This is a genomic window from Mesorhizobium sp. P2_E6, from assembly GCF_056403835.1.
The window spans coordinates 86,065-106,460 of sequence record NZ_JBFUEQ010000005.1 but is presented as its reverse complement, the minus strand read 5'-3'; the positions used below and the strand labels follow the sequence as shown (position 1 = coordinate 106,460).

The window sequence follows — 20,396 nt, the reverse complement described above, 5'->3', positions numbered from 1 at the left end:
ATGTGTCGAGATTCAGGTCAGGCCGCCAACGCAGGAAATTCGTCGTTTGCAGGCCGGCAAAACATCGACACATCTCATTGCAAGCTCGAACCAAAATCCTCATTCTCGCGCGCCAGCGCCATTTCGGTGATGGCGATAAGCGTTTCGGCCCGTGTCCTCAGATCCGCCGCCTCGAGCAGCGCCTGTTTCTCGGCCGGCCCATAGGGCGCCATCATCGACAGCGCGTTGACCAGCATGGCGTTTTCGGCCCGGCTGACGCTCTCCCAGTCGGCTTCGAGGTCATTGGCCTGCAGATAGGCGCGAAACGCCTTGAGCAGCGATGGCCGGTCGATCTCGTTCGCCGCCTGGCCCTCGTCGAGATCGGCCAGGAAGGGCGCCAGCTTGCACTGGCGAAACGGCGTCTTGACCGTCAGCTCGTGGGCGATGCGGAACCGGCAAACGCCCTGCAGCGAAATCAGATAGCGGCCGTCGCCGGTTTCAGAAAAGGCGATGATCCGCCCGGCGCAGCCGACATTGCAGAGCTCCGGCTCGCCGTCGTCGCGCAGCGCGCCATCGAGGCTGGGCTGGATGATGCCGATGAGCCGCGAGCCGGCAATGGCCTCGTCCACCATCTGCAGGTAGCGCGGCTCGAAGACGTTGAGCGGCATGCGGCCTCCCGGCAGCAAAAGCGCACCCTCGAGCGGAAAGATCGGGATCGTCGACGGCAAATTCTTGGCGAGCCGGTAATGCGCGTTTCCCGCTTGCACCTCAATCCTCCGATCGCTTCCATAGGGAAGCGGGTGTTGCTTCTATGCATATCCCTTTCGCAGAGCCGGGGCCACTTTTGCGCGACATGCATGGGTCACTGGTAATGTGGCGCGATGGCCGCCGGCCGCAAGCCTGCGCGACCAAAACAATCGCTAACCGGCTTAGGAAAACAGCAGCGACGACAATTTGCGGCGCGCCGCAAGCGTCGCCTCGTCGGTCATGCCCCAGGCCTCGAACAGTTGCAGCAATTGCGTCTTGGCGCCGTCCTCGTTCCAGGCACGGTCGGCCTTGATGATGGCCAGCAAATTGTCGGCCGCCGCCGTGCGATCGCCATTGGCGTTCTGGATCATGGCCAGATCGAAACGCGCCTGATGATCGCCCGGGTTCTCGGCCAAGCGCCGCTCGAACTCGGCCGGGTTGCCAAGCGCTGCCGCTTGCGCCGCCAGCGCCATCTTGGCGCGCAGGGCGGCCAGCGGTGGCGCATCCTTCTTGGCCTCGGGTGCCGTTGCCAGCAAGGACTCGGCGCCCTCGATGTCACCAGCCTCGAACAACAGGTCGCCCAGCCCGCCAATCGCCTCGACGGTCTCCGGCGCCTGCGCCAGGATGGCATCGTAGATATCGGCCGCCGTCTGCATATCGCCGGCCTCGCGCGCCTCGTTTGCCGCGGCCAGGGCCTCGGCCACCGGCGGCGCACCATTGCCCTTGCCGCCCACCTTGGTGATGAATTCGGCGATCTGGCTCTCAGGGATCGCGCCCATGAAGCCGTCGACCGGCTGGCCGTCCTTGAAGGCGATGACCGCCGGGATCGACTGGATGCCGAGCTGGCCGGCGATCGAGGGATGGTCGTCGATGTTCATCTTGACCAGCTTGACCCTGCCGCCCGCGGCCTTGACCGCCTTCTCCAGCTGCGGCGTCAGCTGCTTGCACGGCCCGCACCAGGGTGCCCAGAAATCGACCAGCACCGGCTGGCGGCGCGATTCCTGGATGACGTCGGCGGCAAAGGCGGCGGTCGTCGTGTCCTTGATGACATCGGTGGCCCCTGGGGCGCCGGCCGGCAGCGCCTCGCCAAGCGCGGCTTTTGCGCGCGGAGCTTCGGTTCCACCATATTGCACGGTGGTGGAATATTGGCCGCCATGGCTTCCAAACGGATTGTTGTCGCTCATCTCTTTACCCTTCCGTGGCGCGGCCGCCGGCGGCCAGGCGCTTTCAGACAATCTGACTTAGGCCATCCATGTGGCGATCACGCGGAGACTTTCAAGATAGCAGCATCGTGGCCGGTTGCCTCGACGAATCTGATCAGGTCCGCCGCTGCGACCGACGTCGTTGCCTCATTGGTCAGCGGATGCGCGTTGATCACCGCATGGTCCATCAACGCCTTGTCGAGAACGACCTTGACCCGGCCTGCAACGTCGTTGATCAGGCCGAAGACCGTGACCGCCCCCGGCGTCACGCCGAGCAGCTCCATCAGCATCTCCGGCTTGCCGAAGGACACGCGGCTGGCAGCGCCGATCAGCTGGTGGATCTGCTTCAGGTCGACGACCGCGTCCTCGCCGACGCTGACCAGGAAGAAATTGTCCTTCTTGTCCTTCAGGAACAGGTTTTTCGTGTGGCCACCGGCGATTTCGCCGCGCAACGCCTGCGAATCGGCAACCGTGAACAGCGGCGGATGGCGCCGCGTCGAGGCAGCGATCCCGAGTTCGGCAAGAAATTCCATCAGATCAGCTTCGGTCTTCGGCATCGGTTTTGTCTTCGTCCCGTTTCCTGCCAAGCCGTTTACGGCCAATGGGGCAGCCGACACAAGACCGTCATGCGACATCGCGGCGAGCGCGCCCGCCGCATAGCAAAATGCCTGACATTTCCCTGTTGCAATCGCCGCGCTCTTCAGCCATATAGGCCCGGCTTGCGGCCAAGACGCCGTGTGAGCGGGTGTAGCTCAGGGGTAGAGCACAACCTTGCCAAGGTTGGGGTCGAGCGTTCGAATCGCTTCACCCGCTCCAGTTTCCTTCAGGAAATCAAGCGACTAAGAGGCGCCCTTCGGGGCGCCTTTTGCTTACATGGCCTTGCAGCCGGCAATGTGGAGGCGCAAACCTATTGGGCGACTTCGGACACGGCTGACATCAGCTCCTGCGGGCTTGGCGCCCCAAACATGTATCGTCCTCCCTCTGGAACCTCCGTGAAGCTCCAGCGCACGATCCCCTGCCGGTCCAAAAGGAACTGACCGACCAGTTGTCCGTGCCCGGTTGCCAACATCTGCTCGTCGGCTTCGGTCAGTTCGTAATGGTCCCTCTTGTCGAGGATTTCGCCGGCCGCCAAAGGATCCAAAGGACCAGGCAACTCGCCTGGCATCTCAATCCGCATATCCTTTACCGCTGCCATCGAGACCTTGTACGGCCAGTTCGTCTCGTTTTGGGTGAATTCGAGATTGGGCAATCCAAAAGCACGATGTGAAGCGCGTTCAGGGTCGGAGGCCGCGAGCAGATTCGGCATCGGGTGGTAGCGGAAGTAGAGGCGCGCCCGTTCGATCGGCGTGTTGACCACCGTCAGGCTCTCCACGCCCTTCTCGCGAAGCTCCGGATCAAGCCGCGCCTGGGCGGCGATATGGCGCCGGCAAAACGCACAATGCAGACCTCGAAACAAGCCGACCAGCACCGGTTTTTGTCCACGGAAGTCGTCTAGCGCGATCTTGCCTTCCTGGGTAATGGCGTCGAGTACCACGTTCGGCGCGCGGTCGCCCGGTTGAAGCGGTACCAAGTCACGAGGCGCGGACATTTCAACCTCCCACCCGGCTAGTCGAGAAAAGGCAGCACCACAAGCGCTTCCGGGTCGAGCCCGTGCTGGGCGCATATACCCTGCGCCAGGGAAAAGTAGCGTTCGGCCTCGGCCAGATTGTCGATGTCGAGATTAAGCGTTGCAAGACCATCATAGCACGGAAACAGCAGTTGGGGTTCGCCCGTTTCGCGGGCTACGTCCAGGGCTTCGTGGAACAAGCCGACCGCCAGTTCCGGACGGCCGTTGCACTGGTGGATCTGCCCAAGCACGATCAACGGCACCGGCAGGTGCTCGCGCTGGTCGAGCGCCCGGTCGATCTCGATGGCCTTCTCGGCAGCGGGGACGCCCTCCGTTGGACAGCGATCCGTGAAAGTACAGCAGGCGACCGCGAGATTGGCGAGGAGGCGTGCCTGGAAACCCAGATCGCCAATATGGCGCGCCACTTCGAGACCGCGCCGACAGACCGCCATCGCCTGTGTCGGATCGATGGTCGTGTAAAGCACGCCGAGATTGGTGTAGCCGCGGCAGGCCGCCCCCAGCAGACCGGCGACTTCGGCCAATTCGATGCTACGCTCGACCTGACCCACGGCTTCCCGGTTTCGCCCAAGGCGAGCCAGCGCGACTGCCTTGGTATTGAGGGCCTCGGCGGTCACAAGAGTGGCATCACGCCCGGCCTCGGAGACATGCTCCGTTGTCAGTGTGCGCACGCAATCCAGCGCCGCGTCCGCCCATTTTGCCGCGAGCGCGTGATCCCCGCTACGGAACGCCTGCCGGCCACGCTCTTGCCACAGATGCGCCTGCTCGATCGGGGCATCCGCTCCATCGAGGAGCGCTGCCGCTTCAGCATAGCGCGATTCTGCGTTGTCGCGCTTGCCGACGTCCCAGAGCAGCCGACCGATCTTGCGCAAAACGCGCGCCGAAGCGACACGATCGGCCGACTCGCGGTATGCCTGCAACACCGCCTCGTAGTGGTGGTGCGCGATCTCGCGGCGGCCTGCCGGGCCGCTCAAATCGGCAATGCGCTCTGCAATCGCCAGTTTGAGCGGTGTTTGCCCGGTCGCGCCCAACGCAGTCAGTGCCCGCTCGTAGAAACGAAGGGCGTCGTCGTTGGCGTAGATCATGCGAGCGCGATCGCCCGCCGCCTGCAGATAGTGCGCGCCCTTCTCCCGCTCGGCGCTCTGTGCGAAATGATGACCGAGCACGGTCAAATCCTCGAGCCGTTCCGGTCTGTCGCCGCACAGTTGCTCCAAGGCAGCACCGACCCGCCCGTGGATGTCGGTCCGGCGCTGCAGAAGCAGATTCTGGTAAATCACGTCCTGCAGCAAAGTTTGCGTAAAACGGTAGCTTTGCGACGAGACCGAGCCTGATCCGGCAACTTCCTCGATGATTTCCGCATCGCAAAGCAGTTCGCAGCCGGCTTCCAGCCGGCCGGGGTCGGCTGTCACGGCTTTCAGAAGTATGGCATCGAAGCGCGGGCCGATCACCGCGGCTTCCTGGGCCAAACGGCGCACCTCCTGGGGCAGCCGGTCGACACGGGCAAGCAACATTGCCTGGATCGTGGCGGGAATGCCGGTTGCGGCTTCGCCTGCCACAGTGCGCCATTGCTGGCCCTCGCGCACCAGGACACCGCGATCGATAAGGCCGCGAACGATCTCCTCTATAAAAAGGGGGTTGCCGCCCGCGCGCTCGAGGATCTGGTCAAGAAGCGTTCCTGCGGAGTTTACCCAGCTCTCGCCGAAAAGCGCCGCCAGCAAGCTGCGTCCGTCATCGCGGCTGAGCGGCGAAAGCCTGAGCGCTGTGTGACTCACCCTACTTGAGTCGAGCTGGCCGTGGTCCGGCTCCGGACGATGCGTGACCAGCAACATCAGCCGTGTGCGTTCCAACCTGTCCATCACGAAACGCAGTGCCTCGAGCGACACGGCGTCGGCCCAGTGCAGGTCTTCGACGACGATCAACAGCGGCGACAACGCAAGCCGCCGTTCGATGATCGTGCGGACTGCGTAGAGAATTTGCCGCCGCAACTGCTCGGGCTCGACATGCTGCAAGGTGGCATCGGGGTCGCCAAGGCCAAGCACATGGTAGAGCAAGGGCATCAGCCGCTTCGCCTCCTCGCCCTGCAGGCCGAGATCGGTAAGCAAGCCTGCGAGCTTCCCCCGCATTTCGTCCCCGGTGTCGTTCTGCATCATCCCGGCAGCGCTGCGCACCACTGCGCCCAAGGCGCCAAATGATCGTTCGCCCAAAGGTGAGCACGTGGCCTGCCGCACGGCGAGGTTGCGAAAACGATCCTCGTCGCCGACGCGGGCGACGAACTCCTTCACCAGTCGCGATTTCCCGATACCGGCTTCTCCAACGAGGCGGACGAGTTGGGCCGAGCCGCCGCACGCCTGGTCAAGGCTCGCCAGCATTCTATGCAGCTCCGCATCACGGCCTATCATCGGTGCGCTGAGGCCGAGCGCCTCGAGCCCACGTGCCGCACGCGGCGCCGCGAGCGGTGCATCCAGACGATGGACGAGCACACTGCCAGCCTTGCCGCGAAGCACGACATCACCCAGCGGCTCGTATGAGAAGGCATGCCGGGTCAGCCTGTGAGTGAGCTCGCCCACCAGCACCTCACCCGGTGCGGCCAGTGATTGCAGGCGTTGCGCCGTATTCACGGTGTCGCCGGTCACCGAATAGGATTTGGCGGTGCCGATGCCCAATCCGCCAGTGACGACCGGGCCGGTGTTTATGCCGATGTGGAGCAACAGGGGCGAGCCGGAGTGGGGGGCGCTTTCGCCCAGCCGCGCCGTCCGGGCGATCATGTCGAGAGCGGCGCGAAGCGCACGTTCCGGATCGTCCTCATGCGCGACCGGCGCACCGAACAGAGCGAGCAGTGCATCGCCGATGAATTTGTCGACGAAACCACCGAAGTTTCGCACGGCCGCCGTCAATTCCTTGAACAGTTCGTTCTGCAGTGCTTGCATCACCTCGGGGTCGAGCTGCTCGCTGAGTGTCGTGAAGCCGCAAAGGTCGGCGAAGAGGACCGTCACCGTCCGGCGATCGGCGTCGGAGACGGGATGCAGCCCATCGTCGCTCTCGATGTTCGCAAGCAGCGACGGCGTTCGAGAAGGCGGCACGATGGTCCGGCTCTGTGTCGGAGCAGGCCGTTCGACAGCTTTTGCGGCCGCACCGACGCTTGCCCCGCATTTCGGACAGAACTCGAAATCAGGTGCGCAGGGGTAACCGCAACTGGCGCATGGCACGGGCTGGCGCTTGCCACACCTCGGACAGAAAGCGAATCCGCTCTCAACCTCGAAACCGCAGCCCGAGCAGTCCATCGACAAGACCTCACTAGCGGCCGCGGCGGCGTGATTTCCCTACGCACGTCACGACCAGGGTATTCACAAGGATGAACCGTTAGGCGTCGACCAGCAAGCGGCAGCGCAAATCGGCATCGAGCGATCCGTGTGGATCCCGGGCGGAGCGCTGGCGATTCGGGCGGCTGCATAGCCGTCGTTTGCGAAAGTTCCCTCGGACCCTCCGTCTTCCTGCTATTGTGGGGACGAGGAGACGGACCGATGAGCGAGAATCGCAAGCTGGCCGCAATCCTGGCCGCGGATGTCGTCGGATACAGCCGGCTCGCGAGCGCGGACGAAGATCGTACTTTGGCGAGGTTGCGGGCCCTGCGCAGCGACCTGATCGACCCAATCATCGCCGTGCACAACGGGCGGGTGATCAAGCGCACCGGGGATGGGGCGCTGGTTGAGTTCCGCAGCGTGGTGGATGCCGTGCGCTGCGCCGTTGAGGTTCAAAATGGCATGGTCGAGCGCAATGCCGGCGTGCCGCAGGACCGCCGCATCGAGTTCAGGATCGGCATCCATCTGGGGGATGTGGTCGAGGAAAGCGACGGCGACCTGATGGGCGACGGCGTCAACATCGCCTCGCGTTTGGAGGGCGTCGCGGCGCCGGGCGCCATCTGCCTGTCCGAGGATGCCTATCGCCAGGTCAAGGCGAGGCTCGACCTCTCGGTCAGCGATCTCGGCAGCACGCAGCTCAAGAACATCGCCGAGCCGATCCGGGTTTATTCGCTGCAGGTCGGCAGCGCCGGGACCAGGGCGGCCGCGACCTCGGAAACCGCGAGCCGACCGGCGACGGCAGCGCCGCCGAAGCTGTCGATCGCCGTCCTGCCGTTCGCCAACATGAGCGGTGACGCCGAACAGGACTACTTCGCCGACGGCATCTCCGAGGACATCATCACGGCGCTGTCCAAACTGTCGCAGCTCTTCGTCATCGCGCGCAATTCGTCGTTCACCTTCAAGGGCCAGAACGTCCAGGTGCAGGAGGTGGGCACGAAGCTCGGCGTGCGGCATGTGCTTGAGGGCAGCGTACGCAAGTCGGGGAACAGGGTGCGCATCACCGCGCAGCTCATCGATGCAACCTCGGGCGGCCATCTTTGGGCGGAGCGGTTCGATCGTGAGCTGACCGACATATTCGCCGTGCAGGACGACGTGACACAGCAGATCGTCGGTGCGCTGGCGCTCAATCTGACTGCGGGTGACCGTCAGCGGCTGGCGCCTGAGCACCCGCGCAACGCGGAGGCGTATGACTGTTTCCTGCGGGGCCGGGAGCTGTGGCACCGGCTGACGAAGGAGACCAACGTCGCAGCCCGTGACGTCTTGCAACGTGCCATCGACCTGGACCCGAACTTTGCCTCTGCCCACGCTTTCCTCGCCCTCACGCACGGACTCGATTACCTGAACAGGTGGAGTGCCTCGCCGCCGGAATCGATGGCGCAAGCGGAAGAGGTCGCAACGCGAGCGGTAACGCTGGATGACAGTGATCCCTGGGCGCACTGGGCGTTGGCTATAGCCAAGCTGTACACACGACGGCACGATGGGGCCATCGACGAGGCCGAGCACGCGATCGCCCTCAATCCGAACTTCGCCGAAGGGCACGTCATCCTCGGCGAGGCACTGTATTATTCGGGCAGGCCCGAGGAGGCGCTTAAGAGTTTCGCCCGAGGGAAGACCTTGAACCCGTACTTTCCCGATGTGCTTCTGCACTTCCAGGCTTTGGCCGCGTTTCATCTGGGAAGGTACGAAGAGGCCGTCGACCTCTTGCAGCAACGGCTGGCTCGCAACGCTATCACCGACGTCTCGCGTGCGCTCCTGGCCGCCTGCTACGGCCATCTCAGCCGTTTCGCCGAGGCCCGCGCGGCATGGCAGGAGGTGCTTCGCCTCAATCCCGACTATTCGCTGGAATACCGTCGCAAGGTCTTGCCCTACAAGAATCCTGCCGATTTCGAACTCGTGGTGGATGGGCTCCGCAAGGCCGGGGTCGTGCAATGACAGCTGCGGCAATGTCAGGTCGCCCTGATGCCTGCCTGGCCGATCTTGCGCCATCGGGCGTTTTCGCGAACCAGTTTCAGGTCGTCGGTCGTCTCGGCAAAGGTCCGCAATCGGTATTGCCGGAGCAAATCCGGGAAAAGCGCCCCTTCCGGCAGGCCGGCAAGCTGCTCGCGGACCGAGATCTTTTCATCGATGACCCGCATGCCCCAGGCATTTTCCCGAACCTGCAGCTCCGCAGCCAGATCGCGCTCTTCCGGCGCGTTTTCGTCTAGCGCAGCCAGCAGGATCGAGTGGAAAAGCGCTACATAGCCAATCTGTCTCAGGCCGCCCACAACCCGCACGCGCGGCAAGATGGCAAGGACGAGGAACATCAGGAACAGGTTCGGCAGCAGCACGCCGTCCAGCAGCGCCTGCCTGAGATGCGGCCGCTCGAACGGGATGGAGAGACCATGCGGCCTGTCAGGCTCGATCAACAGCCCGTTCTCGAGCACCAGCTTGCGCACGCGTTCCTCGCGGATGCCCCAGAAATAGGCCGTGCTATTGGGCAGGAATCTGCCAAATGGGCCCGATGCCGCCTCTTGCAAGGCATGGTCGAGACGCTGGCGCCTTGCCGGCTCGATGAGCAGCCTGGAAAGAAGGCTGCCGTCGTTTTCCAGATGCCGCGCCATGGCGGCTGCGGCGAGCCGATCATCGATGAAGACCGGCCGGGCCATGCCGGAACGATCCCAATCGGCGACCAGATCCTCGTTGAGGGCGGTCAGCGCATCGGCGGCGGTCCCAAATGCCTTGTCCTGGCTGGCAAGCAGCGTGCCCAGCCAACGGCTGGCATCCGTTTCATCGCCCACCACTTCGAGCGCGCGCTTGTTGAGGGAGACGGGACCGGCCACGCAGGCGCTCTTGCGGCACAGTTTGTGGCGCCCCATGCCAAACAAATTGACCTTGTCGTCGCCGACATCGAGCCATCCCGGCCCCTCCCGGCCATTCGTCTCCATGGTCATCGTCGTTCCCATGAAGCCGACGAAGGCCGACAGCCCGTTTTCGACCGCGCCGAGCCAGGCAAGCAGGAGGGCATCGAAGGTGATCCGGTCCATCAGCAGCAGGCAGTGCAGGCCGGACTGGATCACCGGTCTGCACTCGAACTCTTCGAGGGCCTTGCCGATCTCTTCAGGCTGCATGATCGCACCAAGGCGCTGATGCAGGACGACGCGCAGGATCGAGCGGGCAGCGATCGCCGGGCCCGACGCAGGCCTCGCCACCGGCCGCCACAGATGGCGGGCGTAATCGGAAACCGGCGCATTCCAGCTCTGCTCGATATCACGCACGACTTCCGGGCAGAGCAGCGACAGCACAGCTAGAATTTCCGCCGGAGGCGCAGCAGTTGGGTCAGAGACGGCGGTCATTGGTCCCGTCTAGCCGCTCGCGGTGCAAACGCCAAGGGAGACCAGACTTGCTGGACCCGGCCGGCCCACACATAGATCGTCAACTCGATCAAAACAGGCAAGTCTCCAAACAACGGATCTCAAAACCGCAGTCGGGCCATGCTGAGCAGATCGTGGTACTGCCCGTCGGTAAAACCCGCCTTCACATGCCGACCTTCGACCTCGAAGCCATGGCTTGTGTAGAGACGGACGGCCGGTTCGTTGTCGGCATAGACGGTCAATTCGACCCGCTTCAGCGCGCGCCAGTTATCGGCCACGTCAAGCAGCGCGCCAAGGATGGCAGAGCCGATGCCTTTGCCGACAAAGCCATCGTCAAGGCCGATATTGATCTCGCCGATATGCGACCGGCGTGGCGACCCCTGCACGACCAGGCTGCCATGGCCGACGACCTTGCCGTCCAGCTCCGCGACGATCCAGGTGGTTTCCTGGCCGGCCTTGGCGATCCGCCGCTCGACCTGCTCCACCATCTCGAAGGGCATCCTGAGCGTGCCCCAGCGGAAGCCCGGCATGTTGAAGATGGCGCAAAGCGCTTCCGCATCGCTTGGCCGGATGGCGCGGAGCTGCAGTTGGATCTTCTCGGAGGATGACGTGCTGGTCATGGCGTTCCCGGCGAAGGCAATAGGCCCGGCACGATGCACCGGACGTCACCTGAAAATCCAGCTATCTCTGCAAGCTATGCTGCCGATTGCGCGCTGAAATAGCGGGAGGCGGCGGAGAGTTTGAAGACGCCGCTGATGCCGATCCAGCCGAAAAGGGCAAGCCAGCACAATGTCTTGGGCGCCGTCCAGTCGATCCGATGCACCGCAGCGTCGGTGATGACGAGACCAAGGATGGAAAGCAGGCCAACCAGAAACTGCGCCAGGCCAAGCACCAGCAGTTCCTCGCGCGGCGCGCTTTTCCAGACCAGATATGCGCCGCCAGCGCCAGCGAGGAAGATGGCGCTGTAGACCTGGGCGTGGAAAGGATCGACCGGCCATGGCCAAGTGCTGCTGACCATCACGGGAAACAGCAACATGCCGACGCCATAGAGCCCAAGGATCGCCGTTTCCGCCAACATGTAGCCGCGCCATGCGGGGTTTAAGGTCACGCCTCTTGCTGAAGGACGGGCCCTGGCCCGCCACAGGAACAGCCCGGATACCGCGGCCGAGGCAAGATAGACCAAGAACCAGAGCCAGGCCGCTTTGCGCTCGAAATTGAAATAGCCGAGATTGATCAACGAAACCGCCGTCACGATGACGGTGAAGATGAAGGCCATGACGAGCACCAGCCTGCCGGGCGACCAGCGATTCCAGAACAAGAGTGCCGCCATCACCGCCATTTCGGCGGTGTAGAAGCCGCCGAGGAAGCGGGCACTGAATGGCGTGACGGGCCAGGGCCAGCGCGGCTTGACCAGTGCCGGTGCGAAAAACAGGCCGGCGCCTACGATCAGGACGATGATAACCCCTGCGGAGAAAAGGCGCAGAGCCGCGGGAAATGGCGGATTGTCGGATGTCGGCACGGGAGAAGCCCCAAAAATGAATGCCCAATGTACCATCATAGTGCCGCTTGCGGCCGGTGAAAATCTGCTGAATGGAAATTGGACTGTCACCAGTCTTGTCTATTCGAATGGCCGTACGGTCAGTTTCGCAGTAAAATGGCGACTCGGACCAGAGAGCGGTCCGGATCAACACGCCTCGGGGGCGCATTTTCCGGAGCCTGCACGATGAACGAAGCTCAGGATCTGTTCTCGCTTCTGCGGCAATCGACCGATGTCGATCCGCAGGCAATCGACGCGATCAAGCAAACCATCGCGGAGGGCCAGGACCGCGAACTTTGCCGCATCAATGCGCCAGCCTTCGCCGGCAAGCTTGGCCTCGACGAGGAACGCACCATAGGCGCCTTTCTCCACGCAGCACGGGTGGGCATCTTCGACATTTCCTGGAATGTTCTGTGCCCCGGCTGTGGCGGCGTGCTCGACACCAATGCCACGCTGAAAACCCTGCAGAAGGACGAATACACATGCGCGTTGTGCGCCGAGGGCTATCCGCCGACCCTCGACGAGATGGTCGAGGTGACATTCACCGTCAGTCCCCGCGTGCGCAGGATTGCTGCCCACAATCCACACGAACTGCCGTTGCTGGAATATTTCCGCCAAATCTACTGGGCGTCCGGCGTCGATCTGCCGGAAGAAGATTTCGCCAAAAAGATGGAAGCGTTCTTGCTGGAAGGTATCGAGCTTGCGCCCGGTGAAAAGGCGGTTCTGCCCATACGGCTTCCGCCCGAGTTCATTATCGTCTTCGAGCCAGTCACCCATTCGGCGCAGTTCATCGACGCGAAGGGCGAACCAACAAAGGAGCGCCGAAGCCTCTCCTTGGTCTTCGACCGCGACCATGTCCAGAGCCAGACGCTGGAGATGCAACCCGGCCCGATGCGCATTTCGCTGGAAAACAGGACCGACACCCGCGTGCTGCCGACGGTGTTCATTGCCGGACCGGCATTGCATGATTTGCTGAGCAAACGCCGGCCCTTCCTGACGGCCAAGCGCCTGCTCACCAACCAGACGTTCCGCAATCTCTATCGCGCGGACACGCTCGACATCGACCAGCGCCTGAAGATCACCAGCCTGACCTTCCTGTTCACCGACCTGCGCGGATCGACCGCGCTCTACGAGCGGGTGGGCGACCTTTCAGCCTTCGATCTCGTGCGCGAGCATTTCCAGGTTCTGCACGAGATCGTCGCGGCGGAGGCAGGCGCGGTGGTGAAGACGATCGGTGATGCGGTGATGGCGACCTTCGCGACGCCCGATCGTGCGATTGCCGCGGCCCTCAGGATGCGCGATGCCATGCGTGCGCTCAACGACAAGAGCGGGCGCGAAGATCTGCTGCTCAAGATCGGGGTCCATGCGGGCCCCTGCATCGCCGTGTCCATGAACGAGCGCCAGGACTATTTCGGCCAGACGGTCAACATTGCTTCGCGGGTCCAGAACCTTGCCACCGCACAGGCGATCTTCGCCACTCGTGCGGTGGTCGACGACAATCTGACAGCCGATCTGTTGCACAGGAAAGCGCTGACGCCCGTGCCCCACGAGGTCTCGCTGCGCGGCATTGAGCGCGAGATAGCAGTCTATACGATCCCCTGAATACTTGCAGCAATTCCAGGAAAAGTGTGAAACGGTTTTCCCGGGAGAGGCGCGTGGCGCTTTCCCTGGAGAATTGCGTTAAAACAAAGAGATAGAGCGGGTTCGGCGTTTCCGTGAAACGGTGAACCGCTGCACTGCATGTCGCCCAAAAGTGGCCCCGGTTTTGGGGCAACGACATGCATACAAACAAAGACTTAAAGCGCGTCGTCTGAATCCGTTCAACGCGACGCGCTTTGGGTCGTCTCGGCCCCTCACACACGCCTATAGACAAATAGACGATCGGTGGGCACCGAAGGCGGCGGCGGAAGGCGTTGCAACTGCGGGTGATGGAGCGGTATGCCGCTGACCGCGAAGCCACCGACGCGAAGCAGGCGCGCGATCAGATCGGGAAGCCAGCTAAGGGTCACCACATCGCGATCTTCATGGCCGGTTCCGAGGTCGGCATTGACAAGAGCGGCGTCGATGCCAATGAACCTGGGCGCCGTCTCGCTTATCTCGCCGAGCACGAGGTTTTCAGCGTCGGGAATTGAGCTGTCGTGTGCGGCAAGTGCGCGGTCGAACGCCACGATCCGGCGTCCGGGCAGGCGCTCGCGCAGGTGGTGGAACGTCCGGCCATTGCCGAGGCCGAGTTCGAGCACGGGGCCCTCGATCTTCGCCACCTCGACACAGACTTGATCGAGAATGTCGCGCTGTGCGGTCATCCTGCGGATGAAACTCTCGAGGCGACTCATATGAAATTGTACGTCCTGAACCAGCCCAAGAAATCGGCGACGCCCGCGATCAGGGCGGTTTGCGGCTGAAACCCGAGGGCACCTGCCAAACCCCGATCGAATTTCGCCGCGTATAGAGGCGAACGGCAAACATTGCAACAACCGGACAGGCCGCCGGCAAGGGTCATACCGGGGTGGAGCAGGCGGCACGGCGCACGGCGGAATGGCGATCTCACTTGTAGGGGTCCGCTGCGTCCCGCAAGCCATCGCCGAGGAAGTTGAACGCCATGATGACGAGAACGACGGGGAGCATCGGCAAAAGCAGCCATGGATAGAACGCGATCACGTTGACGCTGCGCGCCTCGGTGAGCAGGATGCCCCAGCTGGTTATCGGCGCCCTCAGGCCAAGCCCAAGGAAGCTCAGTGCCGTCTCGCCCAGGATCATGCTGGGTATGGAGAGCGTCGCCGTCGCGATCAGATGCGACATGAAGCCGGGAATGAGGTGCCGCCCGATGATGCGGCTGCTGTTGGCGCCCATCAATTGCGCGGCCAGAACGTAATCCTCCTCGCGCAAGGCCAGAAGTTTTGAACGCACTGCTCGCGCCAGTCCGGTCCAGTCGAGCAGCCCGAGGATGACGGTGATGCCGAAATAGATCACCGCCGGACTCCAAGTTATCGGCATGATCGCCGCCAGAGCCAGCCATAGCGGAATGCTGGGGATCGATTGCAGAACTTCGATGATGCGTTGAACGATCAGGTCGAAGATACCGCCGTGATAGCCGGCCAGTCCGCCGATGACGATGCCGAGCAGGAAGCTGAAACTGATGCCGACGAGGCCGATCGTCAGCGAAATGCGTGCGCCATAGATGATGCGCGAGAGCACATCGCGCCCCAGCCTGTCGGTGCCGGCCAGGAAGAGCTGGCCGTTTTCGGCAGGGCAGACCAAATGCCTGTCACCTTCGATCAGGCCCCAGAATAGGTAACTGTCGCCCCTGCAGAAGAAACGGAGCCGCTGAACATCGCCGTGGTTCTCAATGTAGTTCCGCTTGAGCGTGTCCATATCCAGCGTCATCTCGCGGCCATAGACGAACGGCCCGACGAACTCGCCGTTGTGGAACAGGCGCACCCGCTGCGGCGGCGCATAGATGAAGTCCATGTTGCGCGTGTGCAGATTGTAGGGCGCCAGGAACTCGCAGATCAGTATCCCGGAATAAAGCACTGCCAGGAATATGCCGGATACAAGGGCAAGCCGGTGTTTTCGGAATTTCCACCACATCAACCGCAACTGCGACGCCTGGAAGACCTTCGACTGCTCCGGCGTCATCGCCTCGACCGACTGCAGGTCAAGGGGCGCGGTGGAAACGTAGTGTTGCAGTGGAGCACCCGGAGCGGGCAGCGGCGAATGCGTGTTCATTTGGTGCTACCGCCCTGCAAACGAATTCGTGGATCAAGCAGCGCCAGCGCCAGGTCGGAAATCAGGACGCCGATGACCGTCAGGAAAGCCAGGAACATCAGGAACGACCCTGCCAGATACATGTCCTGGCTTTGCAGCGCCTTGATCAGCATCGGCCCGGTCGTTTCCAAAGACAGCACGATCGCCGTGATTTCGGCGCCGGAGATGATGGCCGGCAGGATAGAGCCGATGTCGGAAATGAAGAAATTGAGCGCCATGCGCAGCGGATATTTGACCAGCGCCTTGAAGGGATGAAGGCCTTTGGCGCGCGCGGTGACGACATATTGCTTGTGTAGCTCATCGAGCAGATTGGCGCGCAGCCGCCGGATCATGCTTGCCGTGCCCCCGGTGCCGATGATCAGGACCGGGATCCAGAGATGGGCGAGGATCGACTTCGCCTTGGCCCAGCTCATCGGCTCGCCGAGATATTGCTGGTCCATGAGATGGCCAATGGATGTGCCGAACCAGATGTTGGCGAAATACATCAGGATCAGCGCCAGCATGAAATTCGGAATGGCAAGGCCGAGAAGGCCGAAGAAAGTCAGGCCGTAGTCGCCCCAGCTGTATTGATGCGTGGCGGAGTACATGCCGATCGGAAAGGCGATGAGCCAGGTGAAGATGATCGTGACGAAGGAAACCAGCACGGTCAGCCACATTCGGTCCCCGACGACGTCGCGAACCGGCAGCTCATATTCGAAGGAATAGCCGAAATCGCCCTGCAGCATCCCGCCGACCCAGTAGAAGTAGCGAACGACCACCGGTTTGTCGAAACCATATTCCTTGCGCATCATCTCGATGCGGTCGGAATCTACCGCTTCGCCCTGAGCCCGAAGCTCGGCAACATAGCTGTCGAAATAGTCGCCTGGGGGAAGTTCGATGATCGTGAACACCAGCGCCGATATGATCAGCAGCGTTGGAACCATCACAGCGATACGCCAGACAAGATATCGAAACACGCTCAGGACTCTCCAAGCCAGAATGTATCCGGCATATAGACACCGAAATAGGAAGTCGGGTCGTAGCCGTAGAGCGCCTTGTCAGGCAGATTGCGCAGCCGCGAGGATGCCAGAACCGGCTGATGCGTTCCGTTCACCGTGCCGATCGAAAACACCTGATCGGTATAGATCGACAGCATTGAAGTCCAGATTTCGGCGCGCTCCGTGCTTTCGGTCGATGCGTTCCAGCGCGCGAGTAAAGCCATCAACTCGACCACAGGCGGAAGATCGGGCGCCTCACCCATCTTGCCATGAGACAAATAGTGAGCACCCCAGAGCGGCCATTGCAGCTGGTCATCCATGGTGGGGGCCAGCTGGTACGGGTTCATATCGGGGGTCGGCACGCCGTTGTCGATGCCCGACCACATCGACATCATGATCTGGCCGCCAACCGCGCGGCTACGGAAGATGTCGCGCTGCGAAGTCCGGATGAACAGGGCGATGCCGATCTTGCGCCAGTGATCGGTGATGAGTTCGAGCGCGTCGGTTTCCAGCGTGCTTTCGCCGGCCGTTTCCACGATGATTTGCGCCGGGCGTCCATCGGGAAGTATCCGCACCCCGTCATCGCCACGCTGCTGAAGCCCGGCCTCGTCGAGCAGGGCATTGGCCTGGTCGGGATCATGGGCGACCCAGGCTTTCGCGAATTCCGGCCGGAAGAGCGGGCTCTCCGGCAGCACCGTATCGGCACTTTCCTGCGCCAACCCGTAGAACACGGCCAAATTGATCTCGCGCCTGTCCACAGCCAGCGAAAGTGCGCGGCGCACGCGCACGTCACGGAAAAGGCCACGCCACACCAGGTCGGCACAATTCAGATTGGGCAGCAGCGCCAGCCGCGAACCCTGTGTGCGTTTCCACAGATGCATCTTCACCGGGTAGCGCTTCTCCGCATCCTTCAGGAAGGAGTAATCGGTGAAGTCAATTCCCAGGCTTTGCAGGTCGCTCTCGCCCGCACCGGTCTTGGCGGAAATGATCGTCGACGAGCTGACATTCATGACAATCCGGTCGACATAGGGCAGTTGCCGGCCATTCTCGTCTATTCGATGAAAGAACGGGTTGCGCTCGAAGACGAACTGCTCAGCCGGCGGCTTGGTCCGGTTCTGCCAGGGATCGAGCGTCGGCAGGTCCGGGTTCTCCGGGCGATACTGCCGCGACATGCGGATATGCAGGAGCGTCCATTTCCGGGCCCGGTTCTCCTTCATGAGGCCGGCGAGCCGGAACGGATCCTGGTATTTCTTGTGGAACTGCTTGAGGTAGGCGGCCGGCAGGACAAGCGATAGCGGCGCAGCAGCGGCGAGCTTGGGCAGGAAGTCGGGGTTGGGCGCATCCCAACTATAGCGGACCGTCAACGGATCGACGATCTCGAAGCGTGGCGGCTTGCCGTCCGCCAGCAGGGCCGGGGCGAGCCCGCCTTGCGAAAGCTCATCGTTGAGCCAGACATCTTCCCAGCAATAACGAAAATCCTCCGGCGTCAGCAGGCTACCGTCAGACCATTTGTGCCCTTCCCGTATCTTGAAAGTGAAGACGCGATCATCCGCCACGTCGAAACTCTCGAGGATGTCGGCTTGCATGTTGAGCTTTTCGTCATAGCCGACCAGGCGGGCATACCCGTAGATCGTCATCATCCGGATATCTTTCTGGCTGCCGATGATCGTACGCAGCGTGCCGCCATACTGGCCCGGCTGCCGGCCCATCGCAGCGAGATTCACCGCGCGTGGGCTCTTGGGCAGGCGTTCGGCGAGTGCCGGCAGCGCCCTGGCCTTCAGCTCCGGCTGAAGAAATTCCGGCTCCAGATCGCCGGCGCGCGACATGCCCGGCAGAAATGCCGAAGCCACGAGGCCAAGGATGGTGCGCCGGCTGATCAATGGCGTAGCTCGCTGACATCGGCCGAACGTCTGGCCAGCACCAAGTGGCCGCCGCCAAGATCGAGCGGCGACAGCACATCCTCTTCGCCCTCGTCGCGGAACTGCGGTCCCCATGCGCTGGTGTCGGAAGCGCCGCTGAGCTTCAGCGTCTTGAAATCCATCGGCCTGTCGAGATCGGGGAAAGGCACTGCGGCGACCAGTGAGCGCGTGTAGGGGTGGACTGGTTTCCGAAGCAGAATTTCGCGCGGCGCAAGCTCGACGATACGCCCGCCGCACATCACCGCGATGCGGTCCGCCATGTAGTCCACCACTGCCAGATTGTGGGATATGAACAGGTAGGTCAGGCCCAGCTCCTTCTGCAGGTCCTTCAGAAGGTTCAGGATCTGTGCCTGGACAGAGACATCGAGCGCCGAAACCGGCTCGTCGCAGATAAGGAGTTCAGGCCCCAGCGCCAACGCCCGCGCGATGCCGATACGCTGGCGCTGCCCGCCGGAGAAACTGTGCGGATAACGCTTGATGAAGCGCGGATCGAGCCCGATTGCCTGCATCAGGCTCTTGACCATGGCGAGCCGCGACGCGGCATTGCCACGTTGATGGATTTCGAGCGGCTCGCTCAAGATGTTCTCCACCGTCATGCGCGGTGAAAGCGACGAAACCGGATCCTGGAAGACCATTTGGATTTTCGCGCGCAGCATGCGCAGGGCGTTTCCCTCGGCTTCCAGGACCTCGATCGGTCCATCGCGGCCGTTGAAGATCACCGAGCCGCCGCTGGGGGTGACAGCCCGCATGAGGATCTTGCTGACGGTGGTTTTGCCGGAGCCGCTTTCGCCGACCAGACCCAGGCACTCACCCCGCCTGATATCGAAGCTCACGCCGTCCACGGCGCGAACGGAGGTTTGATGACCCCCGCTGAACCATCCGGACTTGCGGGTGGTGAAAGTCTTCGTGAGATCCCTGACCGACAGCAGGATGTCGTCCGGCCCCTTCGACGTCGGCGCCGTCTGCTTGCCAAGCAGGTTCTCGACATTCACCGGCACCTCGCGGAGCGCCTTTAGCCTTTCGCCAGGCTTCAGGTCGAAATGCGGAACGGCCGCCATCAGGCCCTTCAGGTAAGGGTGACCTGGCCGGCGGAATATCGCCTCGACAGGTCCCGCTTCCATGATCTCGCCATGGTAGATGACCACCACCTCGTCGGCGACATTGGCGACCACGCCGAGGTCGTGCGTGATCAGCAGCATCGCCATGTTCAGCTTGGTCTGAAGCTCGCGCAGCAACTGCAGGATTTGCGCCTGGATGGTGACGTCCAACGCTGTCGTCGGCTCGTCGGCGATCAGCAAGGCGGGCCGGCAGATAAGCGCCATGGCGATCATGGCGCGCTGACGCAATCCTCCCGAAAGTTCAAACGGATACATGTCATAGGCGCGCTTGGGATTGGGAAAACCGACAAGGCCGAGCATTTCCTCGGTCCGCGCCTTGCGCTCCGCCCGGGCCATGGGCGTATGAATCTGTAAGGATTCGCTGACCTGGTTGCCGATCGTGTGCAGTGGCGACAGCGACGTCATCGGCTCCTGGAAGATCTTGCCGATGCGGCTGCCTCTCAATGCCCGGATTTCAGGTCCGTCACGCGGCATCTGCAGGATATCCTGCGTCGTGCCGGGCCTTTCAGGATCCGAAAACAGGATACGTCCGCGAACATGGGCCGTCTTCGGCAAGATGCCCATCACGGCCTGGCTGAGAACCGATTTTCCCGAACCGGACTCGCCCACAAGCGCTGTAACCTTGCCGGGTAGGACGCGGAGATTCGCACGCCTGACGGCATGCAACGGTCCCCCGACAATGGCAAAAGAGATGCCAACATCTTCGATCCGCAGCAGGTCAAAACCCGAATTCATACCCGAATTCATTCTCACACCAGCCCCACTCTGGCGGCCTGCCTGGCGACAGGCCCAGAAAAGCGAGACTAGCGCATTGCCAGC

15 protein-coding genes and 1 tRNA gene are annotated in these 20,396 nt (G+C 62.5%); 3 read left to right on the top strand and 13 right to left on the bottom strand.

What is annotated here, in order from left to right; all coding sequences use genetic code 11:
- Positions 1-74: 74 nt before the first annotated feature.
- The 3 genes from AC1D08_RS13890 to AC1D08_RS13880 all read right to left on the bottom strand — a co-directional run bounded on the left by AC1D08_RS13890 (position 75) and on the right by AC1D08_RS13880 (position 2,485).
- Positions 75-746, bottom strand: coding sequence for an LON peptidase substrate-binding domain-containing protein (locus AC1D08_RS13890; protein ID WP_457151986.1), 672 nt, complete (start codon positions 744-746; stop codon positions 75-77).
- Between the two features lie 162 nt (positions 747-908).
- The gene (trxA, locus tag AC1D08_RS13885) at positions 909-1,910 is read right to left on the bottom strand and encodes a thioredoxin (RefSeq protein WP_457151987.1); all 1,002 of its coding nucleotides are present in this window, start codon (positions 1,908-1,910) and stop codon (positions 909-911) included.
- Between the two features lie 77 nt (positions 1,911-1,987).
- A complete protein-coding gene (locus tag AC1D08_RS13880; protein WP_457151988.1) occupies positions 1,988-2,485 on the bottom strand; it encodes a prolyl-tRNA synthetase associated domain-containing protein in 498 nt (165 codons plus the stop codon).
- Positions 2,486-2,669: 184 nt separating this feature from the next.
- Here AC1D08_RS13880 and AC1D08_RS13875 point away from each other — a divergent pair.
- Positions 2,670-2,744: transfer RNA gene (locus tag AC1D08_RS13875), tRNA-Gly, on the top strand.
- A 91-nt stretch (positions 2,745-2,835) separates the two neighbouring features.
- Here the strand turns inward: AC1D08_RS13875 and AC1D08_RS13870 are convergent.
- Both AC1D08_RS13870 and AC1D08_RS13865 read right to left on the bottom strand, forming a co-directional pair.
- Positions 2,836-3,516 carry a redoxin domain-containing protein gene (locus tag AC1D08_RS13870; RefSeq protein WP_457151989.1) on the bottom strand — a complete coding sequence of 227 codons (681 nt, stop codon included), beginning with the start codon at positions 3,514-3,516 and terminating at the stop codon, positions 2,836-2,838.
- Positions 3,517-3,533: 17 nt separating this feature from the next.
- Complete coding sequence (locus AC1D08_RS13865; protein ID WP_477423405.1) at positions 3,534-6,833, bottom strand: adenylate/guanylate cyclase domain-containing protein; 3,300 nt, start codon at positions 6,831-6,833, stop codon at positions 3,534-3,536.
- A gap of 240 nt (positions 6,834-7,073) precedes the next feature.
- On the opposite strand from AC1D08_RS13865, the gene AC1D08_RS13860 reads away from it, so the two are divergent.
- Positions 7,074-8,843: an adenylate/guanylate cyclase domain-containing protein gene (locus tag AC1D08_RS13860; RefSeq protein WP_477224753.1), complete on the top strand. Its 1,770-nt coding sequence runs from the start codon at positions 7,074-7,076 to the stop codon at positions 8,841-8,843.
- Positions 8,844-8,857: 14 nt separating this feature from the next.
- Here the strand turns inward: AC1D08_RS13860 and AC1D08_RS13855 are convergent, their stop codons facing one another.
- From AC1D08_RS13855 to AC1D08_RS13845, 3 genes are all read right to left on the bottom strand, one after another.
- Positions 8,858-10,243: a hypothetical protein gene (locus tag AC1D08_RS13855; protein ID WP_477423403.1), complete on the bottom strand. Its 1,386-nt coding sequence runs from the start codon at positions 10,241-10,243 to the stop codon at positions 8,858-8,860.
- 119 nt (positions 10,244-10,362) lie between these two features.
- Positions 10,363-10,881: a GNAT family N-acetyltransferase gene (locus AC1D08_RS13850; protein WP_457154896.1), complete on the bottom strand. Its 519-nt coding sequence runs from the start codon at positions 10,879-10,881 to the stop codon at positions 10,363-10,365.
- 74 nt (positions 10,882-10,955) lie between these two features.
- Complete coding sequence (locus AC1D08_RS13845; protein ID WP_477423401.1) at positions 10,956-11,780, bottom strand: hypothetical protein; 825 nt, start codon at positions 11,778-11,780, stop codon at positions 10,956-10,958.
- Positions 11,781-11,984: 204 nt separating this feature from the next.
- Here AC1D08_RS13845 and AC1D08_RS13840 point away from each other — a divergent pair, with 204 nt between their 5' ends.
- Positions 11,985-13,400, top strand: a complete 1,416-nt coding sequence (locus AC1D08_RS13840; RefSeq protein ID WP_477411696.1) for a DUF5939 domain-containing protein — start codon at positions 11,985-11,987, stop codon at positions 13,398-13,400.
- Positions 13,401-13,651: 251 nt separating this feature from the next.
- On the opposite strand, the gene AC1D08_RS13835 is transcribed toward AC1D08_RS13840, so the two are convergent.
- The 5 genes from AC1D08_RS13835 to AC1D08_RS13815 all read right to left on the bottom strand — a co-directional run bounded on the left by AC1D08_RS13835 (position 13,652) and on the right by AC1D08_RS13815 (position 20,312).
- Positions 13,652-14,131 carry a class I SAM-dependent methyltransferase gene (locus AC1D08_RS13835; RefSeq protein WP_184872685.1) on the bottom strand — a complete coding sequence of 160 codons (480 nt, stop codon included), beginning with the start codon at positions 14,129-14,131 and terminating at the stop codon, positions 13,652-13,654.
- Positions 14,132-14,342: 211 nt separating this feature from the next.
- Positions 14,343-15,524, bottom strand: a complete 1,182-nt coding sequence (locus AC1D08_RS13830; protein ID WP_477423399.1) for an ABC transporter permease — start codon at positions 15,522-15,524, stop codon at positions 14,343-14,345.
- Positions 15,521-16,519 (bottom strand): ABC transporter permease, encoded by a 999-nt coding sequence (locus AC1D08_RS13825; RefSeq protein ID WP_457155012.1) that lies wholly within the window; start codon positions 16,517-16,519, stop codon positions 15,521-15,523. The genes AC1D08_RS13830 and AC1D08_RS13825 overlap by 4 nt, the downstream gene beginning before the upstream one ends.
- Before the next feature lie 2 nt (positions 16,520-16,521).
- Positions 16,522-18,366 carry an ABC transporter substrate-binding protein gene (locus AC1D08_RS13820; protein ID WP_477225550.1) on the bottom strand — a complete coding sequence of 615 codons (1,845 nt, stop codon included), beginning with the start codon at positions 18,364-18,366 and terminating at the stop codon, positions 16,522-16,524.
- A gap of 50 nt (positions 18,367-18,416) precedes the next feature.
- The gene (locus tag AC1D08_RS13815; protein WP_457154712.1) at positions 18,417-20,312 is read right to left on the bottom strand and encodes an ABC transporter ATP-binding protein; all 1,896 of its coding nucleotides are present in this window, start codon (positions 20,310-20,312) and stop codon (positions 18,417-18,419) included.
- Positions 20,313-20,396: the final 84 nt, after the last annotated feature.